This is a genomic window from Mesorhizobium sp. WSM4813 (assembly GCF_055811555.1).
Genome location: NZ_JBVVQU010000032.1, coordinates 28,585 through 43,166, shown reverse-complemented (window position 1 = coordinate 43,166; position 14,582 = coordinate 28,585). Strand labels below are relative to the sequence as shown.

12 protein-coding genes and 1 pseudogene are annotated in these 14,582 nt (G+C 61.5%); 12 read left to right on the top strand and 1 reads right to left on the bottom strand.

The features are described from left to right. Positions 1-188 precede the first annotated feature (188 nt). The 9 genes and pseudogenes from AC0L25_RS19320 to AC0L25_RS19280 all read left to right on the top strand — a co-directional run bounded on the left by AC0L25_RS19320 (position 189) and on the right by AC0L25_RS19280 (position 10,994). A complete protein-coding gene (locus tag AC0L25_RS19320) occupies positions 189-794 on the top strand; it encodes a thymidine kinase (RefSeq protein ID WP_473596980.1) in 606 nt (201 codons plus the stop codon). A gap of 399 nt (positions 795-1,193) precedes the next feature. After that, a complete protein-coding gene (locus tag AC0L25_RS19315) occupies positions 1,194-2,282 on the top strand; it encodes a hypothetical protein (protein WP_473596979.1) in 1,089 nt (362 codons plus the stop codon). A gap of 35 nt (positions 2,283-2,317) precedes the next feature. Beyond that, the gene (locus AC0L25_RS19310; RefSeq protein ID WP_473596978.1) at positions 2,318-3,463 is read left to right on the top strand and encodes a hypothetical protein; all 1,146 of its coding nucleotides are present in this window, start codon (positions 2,318-2,320) and stop codon (positions 3,461-3,463) included. Positions 3,464-3,487: 24 nt separating this feature from the next. Then, positions 3,488-5,398 carry an AAA family ATPase gene (locus AC0L25_RS19305; protein ID WP_473596977.1) on the top strand — a complete coding sequence of 637 codons (1,911 nt, stop codon included), beginning with the start codon at positions 3,488-3,490 and terminating at the stop codon, positions 5,396-5,398. Between the two features lie 69 nt (positions 5,399-5,467). Continuing rightward, positions 5,468-5,879: pseudogene (locus tag AC0L25_RS19300) on the top strand (endonuclease domain-containing protein). 68 nt (positions 5,880-5,947) lie between these two features. After that, a complete protein-coding gene (locus tag AC0L25_RS19295; protein ID WP_473596976.1) occupies positions 5,948-7,252 on the top strand; it encodes a DUF6638 family protein in 1,305 nt (434 codons plus the stop codon). A gap of 51 nt (positions 7,253-7,303) precedes the next feature. Beyond that, the gene (locus AC0L25_RS19290) at positions 7,304-8,446 is read left to right on the top strand and encodes a DUF2333 family protein (RefSeq protein WP_473596975.1); all 1,143 of its coding nucleotides are present in this window, start codon (positions 7,304-7,306) and stop codon (positions 8,444-8,446) included. 374 nt (positions 8,447-8,820) lie between these two features. Further along, positions 8,821-9,000 carry an ester cyclase gene (locus AC0L25_RS19285; protein ID WP_473596974.1) on the top strand — a complete coding sequence of 60 codons (180 nt, stop codon included), beginning with the start codon at positions 8,821-8,823 and terminating at the stop codon, positions 8,998-9,000. Positions 9,001-9,314: 314 nt separating this feature from the next. Then, a complete protein-coding gene (locus tag AC0L25_RS19280; RefSeq protein ID WP_473596973.1) occupies positions 9,315-10,994 on the top strand; it encodes a formate--tetrahydrofolate ligase in 1,680 nt (559 codons plus the stop codon). Positions 10,995-11,308: 314 nt separating this feature from the next. Here AC0L25_RS19280 and AC0L25_RS19275 read toward each other — a convergent pair whose 3' ends face one another. Continuing rightward, positions 11,309-11,956, bottom strand: a complete 648-nt coding sequence (locus AC0L25_RS19275; protein WP_473596972.1) for a cysteine hydrolase family protein — start codon at positions 11,954-11,956, stop codon at positions 11,309-11,311. Between the two features lie 129 nt (positions 11,957-12,085). On the opposite strand from AC0L25_RS19275, the gene AC0L25_RS19270 reads away from it, so the two are divergent. The 3 genes from AC0L25_RS19270 (at position 12,086) to AC0L25_RS19260 (ending at position 14,347) form a co-directional block, all read left to right on the top strand. Beyond that, the gene (locus AC0L25_RS19270) at positions 12,086-13,066 is read left to right on the top strand and encodes a helix-turn-helix domain-containing protein (protein WP_473596971.1); all 981 of its coding nucleotides are present in this window, start codon (positions 12,086-12,088) and stop codon (positions 13,064-13,066) included. A gap of 295 nt (positions 13,067-13,361) precedes the next feature. Beyond that, complete coding sequence (gene parS / locus AC0L25_RS19265) at positions 13,362-13,841, top strand: type II RES/Xre toxin-antitoxin system antitoxin (protein WP_473596970.1); 480 nt, start codon at positions 13,362-13,364, stop codon at positions 13,839-13,841. Further along, positions 13,838-14,347, top strand: a complete 510-nt coding sequence (locus AC0L25_RS19260) for an RES family NAD+ phosphorylase (RefSeq protein WP_473596969.1) — start codon at positions 13,838-13,840, stop codon at positions 14,345-14,347. The genes parS and AC0L25_RS19260 overlap by 4 nt, the downstream gene beginning before the upstream one ends. Positions 14,348-14,582: the final 235 nt, after the last annotated feature.

Sequence of the window (14,582 nt, the reverse complement as noted above, 5' to 3'; positions counted from 1 at the left end):
AGCGAAGTTGCGGTTTTTGTCTCCGCCTTGTTTCGTCAGCCAAACACCATTCTGGTGCGGTTTCAAGCGATAAGACAATCGCGACCAACGGCGCGGGCTGGCCGATCAGCGACACGTTCGCCGCTTTCCTGGTGGAATGTAGGGACCTCCCCTCCCCGCGCCGGGACAACTCGGCTTAAGAGGGCGGCATGGCCAAGCTGTACTTCCACTACGCGACGATGAATGCCGGCAAGACAACGATGCTGCTGCAGGCATCGTACAATTACCGCGAGCGCGGCATGACGACGATGCTGTTCGTCGCCGGCCACTACCGCAAGGGCGATACCGGGCTGATCTCTTCGCGCATCGGCCTGGAGACGGAAGCCGAGATGTTCCGCGACGGCGACGACCTGTTCGCCCGGGTCGCCGAGCATCACGACCATACGACCGTGCATTGCGTCTTCGTCGACGAGGCGCAGTTCCTCGAGGAGGAGCAGGCGTGGCAGCTTGCCCGCATCGCCGACCGGCTTGATATCCCGGTGATGTGCTACGGCCTGCGCACGGATTTCAAGGGCAAGCTGTTTTCCGGCTCGCGCGCGCTTCTGGCAATATCAGACGATCTGCGCGAGGTGCGCACCATCTGCCGCTGTGGCCGCAAGGCGACGATGGTCGTGCGCCTCGGCGCGGACGGCAAGGTGGCGAGACAGGGCGAACAGGTGGCGATCGGCAAGGATGTCTATGTCTCGCTCTGCCGCCGCCATTGGGAAGAAGAAATGGGCCGCGCCGCGCCCGACGATTTCATCGGCTTCACCTAAAGCGCGTTGCGTCTTCACGCGACGCGCTTCAGTTCTCGTTGTTATGCGTGTCGTCGTCCCAAAACCGCTGCGCAATTTTGGGCAACATGCATCAAGCCTGACCAGCGTCATTCCGCGTTGCGTGCGCGTGGACCGAACGGTGCGACGACAGAGGGGGAAGAACTGGGCAAGAAGAACCGCGATCGGTGAGCTATTCGTTGCTTTGTGACGGCAGTTATGCTATTGGTTTGGGTATGGTGCTGATTGCGCCAACGACCCGCCGCCGAGGCGGGTTTTTTGTGTCGGGTTTCGGCGCTATCCTTTGCAAACTCCTAATCTTCCGCCTTTCCTTCCCCCCTTGCCATACATATATTCGCGGCGGTTCGCGACACGAAACAGATGCCGAAGCGGGAGGCCCCTATGGCGACATTGCAGAATTTCGATGCCGAAATTGCCAAGACCCAGCAGGTTGTGCAGGACATGCGCACGAAAATCGAGCAGTCCGGCACGGTGCTCGACACGCTCGCCAAGACCGACAAGAAGATTGGCGACGCCAATTTCGACCTCGAGAACGCCCGCATCGAGGATGTGCTGAAGCAGCAGAAGGTGATGGAAGGCAACATCGCCGACCTGATCATCGGGCTGGAGGACGCCACCAACGTCTTCGGCGCGGAATTCGAGAGCATGAAGAACTACACCGGCTGGGAAAGCTTCGTCGGCATATTTTCCGACCAGAGCAAGCAGCGCATGCGCACCGACCGTGTCCGCAACATGTCGCTGGCCGGCAATCTGCAGGAGCTGCTGGCGAAATCCGACACCATCGTCGGCATCCTCAAGGCGCAGAAGCAGATCCTCGACCAGCGTTACAAGACCTCCGAGGCCAGCCTGTCGCAGGTGATCGAGCGCCGCAAGGCAACCATGTCCAATCTGGAGACCGTGCAGAAGCGCATCGAGGAGCTCAATCCGATGCTGCTCGACATCGAGAACAAGATCGCCGCCTCGACCAGCCAGAAGGAGCGCACGCAGCTTGAAGGCGAGCGTTCGAAACTGGCCACGGAATACAACGAGAAGCAGGCCAAGGAGCAGGAGCTGCTGGCCGAAAGCCAGACGCTGGAGCGCTACACCTCGATGTTCCAGACCTTTGTCGATTCGCTCAACAACCAGATCGCCGCGCAGTCGACGCTAATCAACAAGCTGACCATCGATACCGAGCAGCGCATCGTGCTCTACAAGGCGCTGGAAGATTCGCTGAAGACTGCCGCCCAGCAGGACGTCGCCCACAAGATCAACACGCTGGGCAGCCAGGTCGACAACACCGCCGAGGAGACCATGGCCGGCATCGGCGCGGCCTCGCAGAAGCACATCGGCGATCTCCTCGAAATGCACGAGAAGAACATGGTGGCGACCGCCGACATCCAACGCCGCAAGAAGCTAGCCGACGATGCCTTTGCCCGCCGCTTCGACGATGTGATGAAGAAGCACAATTCGGCCAATTACGTGCAGCCGTAATTGCTGCACGTGCACTGCTCCCAAGGGCTGGCTGCATGACCCCCGAAAACGAAGCGGCAACGCGTTATTTCTCGGCGATCACGGCGGCACTTAGCGGCCTCGAAGTGTTCATGCGCGACGATCGCTCGCCGCTCTACCGGCACGGCATCGTCGCCAAGATCGTCGCCGAATATATTGCGCGGCTCGACAACTCGTTTTCCTGCTGGCGCAACCGGCTGGGTTTCATGGAGACGTTCCGCATTTCGCGCGCCGAAAGCGGCTTTCCGGTCTTCCAGAACGTGCTCGAGCTGGAGAACGACCGCCGCCAGGCCGATACACGTCTCGCCAACATACCGCTGGCTGACGAGTTGCGCGAGGAAATGGCCGACTTCATCCTGCGCCACAAGGAATTCCCCGAGGCGCTGCAGAAGTCGATGGCCGAGCGGCTCTATCTGGAGGGCGTCAGGAGCGAAACGACCTTCGGGCCGTTCACCTTGGCGCAGACGGCAAAAGTCTCGGTCAATCCGAAGACCGGGCGGCCTTACTATCTCGTCCATTGGGCCGCATTCGACGGCAGCGCCAACCTGCCGCTGGTCTACATGGTGACGGTCGAGGATTCCTCTGAAGAGATGGTCCGGCAGCTTGTCGACCGCAATGGCAAGCTCAATGACAAGGTCGACATTCCGCTTCCCGTTGAAGGCCTGCTCAATCCCGAGCTTGCCCATCGCTTCGACGACTTCACCGAGAAGAATTCCGCCTACACGCTGTCGCCGGCGACGATTGCCGTCAACCTCGACAAGGATTTCGAGCAACTCCACCCCAAGCAACTGCGCCGCGTCGTGCTCGGCCCGTTCTATTCGGCCGGGATCACCGACAACAATTCGACGGTCAGCGACGTTCTGGACAAAGTGCGCAAACCGGAAAACGCCTGGCTGCTGACCTGGACCATCCAGGAGGTCTACTCCAAGGCCGAAAAGCCCGGCCGTAAGGGTCTGTTTTCGAGCGAGAAGACGACGCAGGAATTCTTCATCGACACCGACGATCTCGAGGCCGCGCGCCAGGGCGTGTCGAGCTACGAGAAGCATGCGCTGATCCCGCATGAGGCCTATCAGGCGCTCTACGCCGCCGGCGAGGCGCAGAAGATCTTTTCCGGCTACAAGGTCCACATCCTGTCCAAAGGACAGGTCATCAGTGACGTCTGACCGTCAAACCGCGGAGCATCCTTCATGGACACCGGCCTGACCACGATTTCGGAAGCGGCAATCGAAAAGCACCGCGCCACGGCACAGAGCTTCATCACCCGCATCGTCGTGCTGGAGGATCCATCGCGGGAATCCGGAACGGCACTTGCCGGCACCAACCGCCGCTTCGTCTCGACAGTCTCTGTCGGCTCGGCGCGCCGCACCCGCGAAGTCGAGCTTTCCAAGACCGTGGCGGCCGTCCATCCCGACGACCAGTTGCTGAGCATTGCACAGCACATGCTGCTTTATCGCGCCCGGCGCGGGCTGGCGATCGCGCTGGCCATCGCCGATGTCTTCGCCGAAGGCTCAGATCTCGAGAGCCTGAAGGCGAAAAACGCCCGCGCCCCGCTCGAAGGCGACGAGGCCGCCACCTTCAAGAAGCTGCTGTCGGCTTCGGCCTATATTTCGGCCTTCAGCCTCGCCTCCTATCTGTTCCAGTTGATCGACAGCGACGGCGAGGCGCCGAACGATACGCCTGAGCCGGACTTCTTGTTCGACACGCCGCAGGACGCGGTGAAGTCGATTGTTGCCGGCCTCGACAGGGCGATATCAGGCGCGAAGGACGACGCCGACCTGATGACCCGGGCGCGCGCCTTCGCCCGTGTGGCCATTGACGGGCTTTTGGCGCGAAAGGGCCGCTTCGACGGCATCGGTCCGTTCGAGAACGCGCATATCCGCATCGACGTCGACGACTTCACCCTCGACGGCTTCGACGTCGCACCGGGCAAGCGGTCGAAGCCGCTGGTGATGACCTTCAAGAAGCCCGAAGAGGTCGTCGGCAACCACATCGCCAAGTACCAGTCGGTCAAGCTCGCCAAGATGCTGATGGCTTACGATTTCGAGCGCGAGCTGAACCCGTTCGTCGAGCTCGGCGGCTTCCTGTTCACCTTCATCGGCGACGGCGCGCCCGGTACCGGCAAGACGACGCTGATCCAGATGATCGCCGGCCTCGTCAACGGCTACTGCCAGGTCGCCGGCTATCCCTTCGCCTACGAGAATTTCGGTGTCGACCAGATCTCCTCCTACCAGGGCAAGTCGGGCCAAAACTGTCGCCAGTTCATCAACAATGTGCTGAACCCGCGCGTCATCGGTTTCGGCACAATCGACGACATCGATCAGGTGGCGGCGCGCCGCTCCGACGATCGCGCCTCGGCCGGCCAGCAGGAAATCACCGGTGTCCTGATGGACGCGTTCGCGGGTGCCGGCACCGTGGTGCGCGGCAACTGCTCCTTCGGCATGTTCTCCAACTATCCCGAAAACGTTGACGATGCGCTGCGTCAGCGCGCCGGCGCCCGCTGGCTGGTCGATGGGCCGCAAACGCGCGACGACTACATCGACATCTTCGTGCTGCTCGCCGGCAAGAACCACAAGATCCCGCTCGGCGACCACAAGCTCTACGCCGCCCAGGAAATCCAGCGCGCGGTGATGGAAGCCTATGAAGAGCATGAAAAGCCTAAGGAGGACGGGCTGATGAAGGTCTATGACCGCTACATGAAGGAGAACGGCGCGCCGAAGTCGATGGCCGACATCGGCACCTATCTGCACATGATCAAGGAGGCCGAGCCGCGCTTCACCGGCCGCGCCATCAAGAACGTAACCGATGCGATCAAGATGCGCGCCATGGACTTCGAGCTGCCGGACGAGTGGTTCGAGAAGCCTGAAGTCTTCATGCACAAGAGCTACGACGACAAGAAGGCGATGATCGAGAAACTGCGCGGCCCGTTCTCGATGGATATGGTGATGCAGGAGGTCAACCGCTACGCCGACTCGGAGTTCCGCTATTCCGACAAGTCCGACGACGCGGCGGTGACCAAGCTGATCCGCGACACCCGCCTGCGCGACCGCGCGGTCCGCGAGATCGAAGAGATGAAGAAGAAGGGCCTGTGGAATGCGTGAGCCTGGCGCTTCTCCCTTCTCCCCGTTCACGGGGAGAAGGTGCCCGAAGGGCGGATGAGGGGCAGCGCTGTGCGTGGTGGAAACGAGCCCAAGGTGGCGAGGGCTAGGCAGCTTCGAAAAGTCGAGAATGATGCTGAGGAATGGCTATGGCACGAACTGCGCGGGCGACGATTGAATGGCCATAAATTTGTTCGTCAACTGCCAATCGGTCCCTATTTTTGCCGACTTCGCCTGCCGCGAAGTCAATCTGGTTGTGGAGGTCGATGGAAGTCAGCACGTAAATCGATCTCAGGATCGATACAGGGATGATACCATGAACAGGAACGGTTGGTCGGTGTTAAGGGTTTGGCACTCGGATGTTCTGACGGCCCGCAAGAGCGTGCTGGATACGATCGTTGCGGCCCTGGATGGTCGGCTCAATCAGAAAATGATTGCTGTCGACGCGAAATTTCTGCCGTCAGCAACTTCAGAGGAAAGATGATAAGCGTCTGCGCCGCCCCTCATCCGCCCTTCGGGCACCTTCTCCCCGTGAACGGGGAGAAGGAGTAGATGAGCCCCGCCAGGAAATCCGATCTGCTGCGCGAGAACGAGCTGATCTATGGCCGGCTGCTGACCATCGACGAGCCGCATCTCATCCAGCGCTACAACAAGGCTTTGGTCGCCTTCGGCCTGAAGCCGACGAAGCTGAAGAGCTTCGAGATCGACCGCACCGGCTTCTCGCCGCAGGTGGCCGAGGAATGCGGCGACTACAACTATCTCGATCCCAATGAGATCAACCGCCGTTTCATTATCCTGACGCCGTCGCAGATCGATCTGCCGGTGGTGCACACCGCTTTTTCCAACACCTCGCAACTGATGTTCGAGTTCATGTCGACGAACCAGCGCGCCATCGACGCGCTGACGATCAAGGATGTCATCTACGGCGAGATCGAGGATTCGGTCCCCAAGGTCGACGACATCGAGGATCTGCTGTCGATCAACCAGGTCGAGTTCAAGGTGCTGTCGGCGGAGGACGTGCTCGGCAAGGCTGCCGAACTCGGCAAGCTCGTCGACCAGCTGAAGCAGGAGCCCGACGCCTGGCGCGACAGCGCCATGCTCACCCGCATGGTGGAGCTTGCCAAGATCTGCGGCGACATCCGCGAGAACGCGCTGGTGCCGGATCAGGTGATCTTCCGCCACAACGCCTATTGGACCAGCCATTTCGGCGGGCTCTATGTGTTCGTCGACCCGGACGTGACGACGGTGATCAGCGACCCGGCAGCACCCGGCTTCCGCCGCTCGCGGCCGTGGCAAGTGAGCTACCTCTCGATCAATGATGCCGACAGGGTGTTCAAGTTCCTTGCCGCGACAGGCCGCATCGAACTGCCGCGTGCCTCGTGGATCGAAACATCGGGCTATCTCGAACATCGCGCCGAGATGGTGGTGCGCGCGCTGATCCGCGACGCCGAGCCCGACCGTAATCTGACCGACGTCGACAAGGTCTGGCTGCAGACCTGGATCCACGGCCATGCCGACCTGATCACCAGGGACGGCAATTTTCCCTTTCTCAACGCCGCCAAGCGCGAGATCGCTCACCTCGGCTATCTCAAGGTCGAGGACGTGTTCCCGCAGCAGCGTTTCCTGGTGATCCGGGCTAAGCCCGGCCATCCCGACGCCTGGCTGACCAACCAGCTGATCTCGGATTTCGTGCCGCAGGACTTCGTCTCGCGCTACGTCTTCAACAAACCGGGTTTCTACCGGGACTATGACGGCTTCAGCGACGCCTGGAGAGCGCATGTTGTGGACGTTCTGAAAACCACATATCTGAAAGACAAGGTGGCGTTTCGCACACGCCTCTACGGCCTTACCGATTGAATGCCTAACCTTATCGAATTCTTGGCTGACTGACGAGGGGGTGACATCGCCATGCTTGATCCGATCGTGAATTTCTTCACACGGATGTTCCAGTGGATCGGCCGCGGCATCGGCTTCGCCGTCGGCGTGATCCTATGGCCGTTCATATGGGCCGGGCACTGGTACACACAGCGCGGCTGGATCCTGAAGGCGGTGCTCGGTCTCGCCCTGCTCGCGCTGATCGGCCTCTACGGCTACTTCATCTGGAACACGCAGGTCTGGAGCAATTTCAATCCCGCCTATGCGGAGGCATACAATTTCAAGCAGCCGGCCGGGACCGCTCCGGCCCAGCCCGCTCCTTCCGCCACGGGAGAAACCGCTGGCGTCGAGGGAGAGGTCAAGACCTGCACCAACTCGGCCATAGTCCAAGTCGCGGCCGATCTCATCGACTTCAACGTCAACGAGAACGCCTGGATCTCGTCGATGATACTCTACAAGCTCGGGTTCTTCGGCATGGACTGGGACCGCACGCCGTTTCTCGACAACAAGGCCTCGTTCCAGCGCGGGGTCAATCAGGCCATCCGGCGCACCGCGGTCGAGCTTGTCGACACGCTGGGCCGCGTCCGCGGCACCAGCCAGATCGACCAGAACCTGCAGGATGCGCGCGGCGCGATCACCTTCGACGAGGAAACCTGGTATTTCGGCCTCAGGCCCTTTGGTCCGAAAACCCCGACGCCGAGTTTCTATCGCACGGCGGCGAACAGCCTTCGCGCCTTCAACGACCGGCTCATGAAGTGCGAGGTTGTCTTCAACGCGCGCGCCGACAACCTGTTGCAGTTCGTCGACCGGATCGCGAGTGACATAGGCTCGACGTCAGACCTGATCCGCGACCGTTCGCAGAATTTCAACAGCGGCTGGTTCGACACGCGCGCTGACGACCGCTTCTGGTTCGCCTACGGCCAGCTCTACGGCTATTACGGCATCCTGACGGCGGCGCACCACGACTTCCAGCAGATCCTCGACAATCGCGGCCTCACGCCACTGTGGAACAGCGTGGAAGGCCAGCTCAAGGCAGCGCTCGCCATCCAGCCTTTGATAATCTCCAACGGTCGCGAGGATGGCTGGATCATGCCCACCCACCTCACCACGATGGGATTCTATGTGCTTAGGGTGCGATCGAACCTCGTCGAGGTCAGGTCCGTTCTGGATCGGTGAAGGAAACGAATGGTGACAGACGTCTTGGCTTGAGATCACCGCTGTCCCTGGTCGAGATCAGCAACGTGTCGAGGCAATAGTTCGACCGCATCGCGGAGAGCGGAACCTGACTGCCTCGTCGTCGTTCAACCGCTGGGCGGCAGCCAGCGAGGACGCGAGATGGATATCCGGGAAGTTGCTCGAAACCTCTATGCCATGATCGACGCGCAAGACTGGGACAAACTGGCCACTCTGGTCTCTCCAGATGTCGCCGTTCATCTCGGCAGTGCCAACCCGATCGGCTTCGATGACTGGCGCAAATCCCTGACCGAGTTCTTTGCCGGCTTCCCGACGGACATCACGTCATCGACGATTATGTCAGCGATGCCGACAAGGTGGTCACGCGCTGCCGTTTTCAGGGCACGCACACCGGCATCTTCCATGGCGTCGAACCGAGCAGAAATCGCGTCTCGGTTGGTGTGATTCACATTGATCGCATTGAGAACGGCCTCGTGGTCGAACATTTCGGCCAGCTTGACGGCTTGGGGCTGATGCACCAGATCGGCGCATTCTGACGCGACCGCTCGAAGCGCCGACCGGCGCTCGAACCCTGTCGCATTCCGTGCATTCCGCGGCTGTTTTGAGACGGCAGGACGGCGCGTGCTCTGGCTTCTATACGGCGCGACAACCGGGCGAAGATCCGGGACAGGTCGACCGGGAAACAGAGCCGACTTTCTCTAGAGGAAACATAGTTGCATGCAAGTTGACGCCACGGCAGCGACAGGGTTAGAACGTGCCCTCGCCTGCAGTGCCAGGCTGTTTCGAACAGGCTTGCGACCACACTGATCAAACCCGTCCCCTCCACCGTCCAATCCAGAGGAAAGCCGCCATGGCCGAAGTGAAGTCCGACATCGAGATCGCGCGCGCCGCCGACAAGAAGCAGATCCAGGAGATCGGCCAGAAGATCGGCATTCCGAGCGAGCATCTTTTGCCTTACGGCCACGACAAGGCGAAGATCTCGGCCGAGTTCATCAAGTCGGTGAAGGCAAACAAGGACGGCAAGCTGATCCTCGTTACTGCTATTAACCCGACTCCCGCCGGCGAGGGCAAGACGACGACGACGGTGGGCCTCGGCGACGGTCTCAATCGCATCGGCAAGAAGGCGATCGTCTGCATCCGCGAGGCCTCGCTCGGGCCGAATTTCGGCGTCAAGGGCGGTGCAGCCGGCGGCGGCTATGCGCAGGTCGTGCCGATGGAGGACATGAACCTTCACTTCACCGGCGATTTCCACGCCATCACCACGGCGCATAATCTGCTTTCGGCGCTGATCGACAACCACATCTACTGGGGCAACGAACTCGGCATCGACATCCGCCGCGTCGTCTGGCGCCGCGTCATGGACATGAACGACCGCGCGCTGCGCGAGATCATCTGCTCGCTCGGCGGCGTCGCCAATGGCTTTCCGCGCGAGGGTGGCTTCGACATCACCGTCGCCTCGGAAGTCATGGCGATCCTGTGCCTCGCCACCGACCTGAAGGACCTGGAAAAGCGCCTCGGCGACATCATCGTCGCCTATCGCCGCGACAAGTCGGCCGTCTACGCCCGCGATGTCAAGGCCGACGGCGCCATGGCCGTGTTGCTCAAGGACGCCATGCAGCCCAACCTGGTGCAGACGCTGGAGAATAACCCAGCCTTCGTCCATGGCGGTCCCTTCGCGAACATCGCGCATGGCTGCAACTCGGTCGTCGCCACCACGACGGCGCTGAAGCTTGCCGACTATGTCGTCACCGAAGCCGGTTTTGGCGCCGATCTCGGCGCCGAAAAATTCTTCGACATCAAGTGCCGCAAGGCTGGCCTGAAGCCGGCGGCAGCCGTCATCGTCGCCACCGTGCGCGCCATGAAGATGAATGGCGGCGTCAAGAAGGAAGACCTCGGTAAGGAGAATGTCGAGGCGGTGAAGAAGGGCTGCGCCAATCTCGGCCGTCACGTCGAGAATATCAGGCAGTTCGGCGTGCCGGCGGTGGTCGCCATCAACCATTTCTATTCCGACACCGACGCTGAAATCCAGGCGATGAAGGACTACGTGGCCTCGATGGGCGAAGAGGCGATCCTGTGCAAGCACTGGGCCCACGGCTCGGCCGGCATCGAGGAGCTCGCCGGTAGGGTGGTGGCGCTTGCCGAATCCGGCGCGTCGCAGTTTGCGCCGCTCTATCCCGACGCCATGCCGCTGTTCGAGAAGATCAACACCATCGTCCAGCGCATCTATCGCGGTTCCGAAGCGATCGCCGACAAGTCGGTGCGCGACCAGCTCCACGCGTGGGAACACGCCGGCTACGGCCATCTGCCGGTCTGCATGGCCAAGACGCAATATTCCTTCTCGACCGACCCGAACCTGCGCGGCGCGCCGACCGGCCACACCGTGCCGGTGCGCGAGGTCAGGCTGTCTGCCGGCGCCGGCTTCATCGTCGTCATCTGCGGCGAGGTCATGACCATGCCCGGCCTGCCCAAGGCGCCGTCCTCGGAGAAGATCTTCCTGAACGAGATAGGCCAGATCGAAGGCCTGTTCTAAGGGCTCGCTGCCCCTCACCCTTGCCTCAGCTTCGGCGACTGGCTGATCGACCAGCGCGTCGACCAATTCTCAATGTCGGCGCTGCCCCTCATCTGCCTGCCGGCATCTTCTCCCCGTGAACGGGGAGAAGGGGCTGGCCGCAACGTCGGCACCCTTTCTGCAACGCTGTAGATTGGCGAAATCGGCGACAACGGCATCTTTCTCCCCGTCACTATACGGGGAGAAATGTCCGGCAGGGCAATGAGGGGCAGCGCTGATTTTAACAATTGTCCTTAGTAAAGGAACGCGGGAGACGCCTGAACATCTAACTTCGCCTAAGCGGCGTTGCGTGCCAGCGCACGCTGGTTGGAAGCGTAGATCGTATCGCGTTCGGGCAGCGCGCCGGTTTTCAGGCAGTCGATCCATTCGGCGGTCTTGAGAACGGCGGCGAAGCGCGACTGCAGGATAACAGTCACCACGCGGTGGATGTCCTCGGCCGAAGCGTAGCCGGCACTGTTGGCATAGGGCAACGACCCCGTTGCATCCGACAGGAACTCGACCGCAAAGCCCATATGGACAGCGTGGATGACGGTCGAGAGATCGCAGTTATGCGTCATGTAGCCGACGACGGTGATCGTATCGATGGCGTTGGCGCGCAACCAGTCCTCAAGGTCCGTGCCGGTGAAGGCGCTCGGCAAGGTCTTTTCGACGTAATGATCGCGGCTTCGCCTGGCGATCTCCGGATGCAATTCGGCGCCGTGGCTGCCCTTAGCGAAGACCGGTGACGTTTCGGGCGCCAACTGCTTGATGACCACGACCTTGACGCCCGCCTCGATGGCCGCGTCCATCGCCCGCGCTGCGTTGACGACGCTGTCGCGAAACGGCGGATATTGGATGGCGAGATTGCCGCCGTCATAGTCGTTCTGAACGTCGACGACGATGAGGGCACGGCGTGGCGCTTTGCCGTTGGCTGATTCCGACATGGGGATTTTCCTTTCCCGTTTGACATTGATGGTCGAGGATAGGCCCGTCATCGGCCCGCAAAAGTGTCCCGATTGACATTATTAGAAAGAATTGGGACAATCTGGATCTAACCCTCATTGGTGCTCATCATGGCCGATCCGATCGTTGCCGCCATCGCCTTCGATGGCATCAGCCCGTTCCACCTCTCCGTGCCGTGCCTTGTATTCGCGGAGGATCGCACGGCGCTCGGCCTGCCGCGCTTCGATTTCCGGGTCTGCGCGATTGAGAACGGGCCGATCCGCACCGATGCCGGGCTGACCATCAGCGTCCCGCACGGGCTTTCCGCGCTTGATAGCGCCGACATCGTCATCGTACCCAGTTGGAAGAACCTCGAAGTCCCACCGCCAGCGGCACTGATCGAGGCGTTGCGTCGCGCGCACGGGCGCGGCGCGCTGATTGTCGGACTGTGCTTGGGAACATTCGCTGTTGCGGCGACCGGGCTGCTTTCGGGGCGGCGAGCCGCGACGCACTGGGCCTACACGGATCGGCTGCAGGCACTCTATCCCGACATTCTCGTCGAGCCGGAGGTGCTCTACATCGACAACGGCGATGTCGTGACCTCGGCCGGTGTCGCCGCCGGGCTCGACTGCTGCCTGCATATCGTGCGGGCCCGCTGCGGTGCCGAGGCGGCGCTGCGCCTCGCCCGGCAAATCGTGCTTTCTCCTCATCGGCAGGGCGGGCAAGCACAGTTCATAGAACGCCCGATCTCCAGGACCGAAAATGCGGACCGCTTCACCCAGGCTCTCGACACTGTGCGCAAAGCCTTGGGTGATCCACACAGCCTGGACAGCGTCGCCGACGCCGCCGGTCTCACCCGCCGGACGTTCACGCGCCGCTTTCAAAAATCGATCGGCACCAGCTTCGGCGACTGGCTGACCGATCAGCGCGTCGCGCTGGCGCAGCGGCTGCTGGAAGCGACGGAAAAATCGATGGATATGGTTGCCTTCGAGTCAGGGTTCGGCAGCGCCACATCGCTGCGCCAGCATTTCGCGGCGCGGCTCAGAACCACGCCCGCGCAGTACCGGCGCGAATTCTCGAAGAACGCTCAGGACGAGCGCGTGGTAAGATAGCTCCAACTCATGTTGGAACAACCACCGTCGATGTCGGCGCTGCCCCTCATCTGTTTGCCGGGCAACTCAAACGTCCCGGAGCAGGCGCGGTCGGTGAAGCTGCCGATCTCCCCCGCAAGGGGGGAGATTCGACGTCGCTTCGGTTTTCGCCAACCGCTAAGCTGGAAAGCTGGGCAATGAGGGGCAGCGCAAACCTGAAGCGATTGCCTGCGCTCGATCCTACCGTCCCTTGAAAGGCTCGGCGTCATCTGTCATATATTAAAGCGACAGATGACGCGAGAGGCGAGCCGTGGCGATGGCATTGGAAAAGGCTGCGCCAGCAGCAAAAAACACTGAACTGCAGAAGGTGGCCAGATTGTTGGGCGGCACCCGCATCCTATCGCGGCGCCTCCGGAGCGCATTGGACGCCCATGAGCTGCTTGTGCACGGCCTGCCGGGTTCGGCGCTGGACCATCTCATTGGGCAGCTCGTCTTCATCCAGAAGACTGATTCGCTAGAGAAGGCTGTCGGTATGAGCTTGCGCACCTACCAGCGTCGGAAGGATGCACCTTCCAAGCCTCTCAGCCAGGATCAGAGCGGACGAACTTGGAAATTTGCGGAGATCCTGTCGAAAGCGACCGACGTGTTCGGTTCACAGGCGGAAGCGGAGCAATGGCTGGAGCGCCCGGCGATCGGGCTCGACCAGCGTCGTCCCATCGATCTTCTGGCAACCCCGGCGGGCGTCGAGCTTGTGGAAGACTATCTCGAGCGGCTTGAATACGGCGTCTATGCATGACGCCGCTGCCGGCGGCGCTTGGCGGCTCCGATCTCGTTGGCTGGCGTCTCGATCAGGCTGCGTTCGCGCCGACATGGGACAGTGGCGAGGGCGCATACAGAGTCGGCGGACGATGGAACAGCAGGGGCGTGCGCGCAGTCTACTGCTCAATCGATCCTTCGACTGCGATTCTCGAAGTTGCAGTCCATAAAGGTTTTAGGGCGCTCGACACAATCGCGCATGTGATGACGGCGGCGATAGTCAGCGATGTCACGGATGTGCATATCGTCGACCCCGCGGCCGTTCCGAACCCTAATTGGCTGCGTCCGGGCATCCCGAGCTCTGGGCAACAGGCATTCGGCGATGATCTTCTCAAACGATATCGGTTCGTGGTGATTCCGAGCGCGGTGTCCCAGAATAGCTGGAATCTAATTTTCGACGCGAGCGTCGCGAAGGGCGCCTATGAAATGAAAACCCAGGAGGCCTTTGCGCTCGATACGCGATTGCATCCACCTCCTGCCAAATGACCGTGCTGATCTCGCCGCTTCGCTGATCCAGCTGGAGCAAAGGATGCTCAGCCGCGCCTGACCGGCCGCGCCGGGTTGCCGGCCACTGTCGTGTTTGGCGGCACATCACGGGTCACCACAGCGCCGGGGCCCCCCCAACCCCCCGCCCCCCATGTGATACCCCCCCGGGTTACGGCCCAGCCCCCCCCCCCCGCCATTTTCCCCCACAAGAACCGCGTTGGGGAAAACCCCCCCC

Coding starts and splice junctions, on each gene's coding strand:
- AC0L25_RS19320 (WP_473596980.1), top strand. CDS start 189: ATGGCCAAGCTGTACTTCCACTACGCGACGATGAATGCCGGCAAGACA.
- AC0L25_RS19315 (WP_473596979.1), top strand. CDS start 1,194: ATGGCGACATTGCAGAATTTCGATGCCGAAATTGCCAAGACCCAGCAG.
- AC0L25_RS19310 (WP_473596978.1), top strand. CDS start 2,318: ATGACCCCCGAAAACGAAGCGGCAACGCGTTATTTCTCGGCGATCACG.
- AC0L25_RS19305 (WP_473596977.1), top strand. CDS start 3,488: ATGGACACCGGCCTGACCACGATTTCGGAAGCGGCAATCGAAAAGCAC.
- AC0L25_RS19295 (WP_473596976.1), top strand. CDS start 5,948: ATGAGCCCCGCCAGGAAATCCGATCTGCTGCGCGAGAACGAGCTGATC.
- AC0L25_RS19290 (WP_473596975.1), top strand. CDS start 7,304: ATGCTTGATCCGATCGTGAATTTCTTCACACGGATGTTCCAGTGGATC.
- AC0L25_RS19280 (WP_473596973.1), top strand. CDS start 9,315: ATGGCCGAAGTGAAGTCCGACATCGAGATCGCGCGCGCCGCCGACAAG.
- AC0L25_RS19275 (WP_473596972.1), bottom strand. CDS start 11,956: ATGTCGGAATCAGCCAACGGCAAAGCGCCACGCCGTGCCCTCATCGTC.
- AC0L25_RS19270 (WP_473596971.1), top strand. CDS start 12,086: ATGGCCGATCCGATCGTTGCCGCCATCGCCTTCGATGGCATCAGCCCG.
- parS (WP_473596970.1), top strand. CDS start 13,362: ATGGCATTGGAAAAGGCTGCGCCAGCAGCAAAAAACACTGAACTGCAG.
- AC0L25_RS19260 (WP_473596969.1), top strand. CDS start 13,838: ATGACGCCGCTGCCGGCGGCGCTTGGCGGCTCCGATCTCGTTGGCTGG.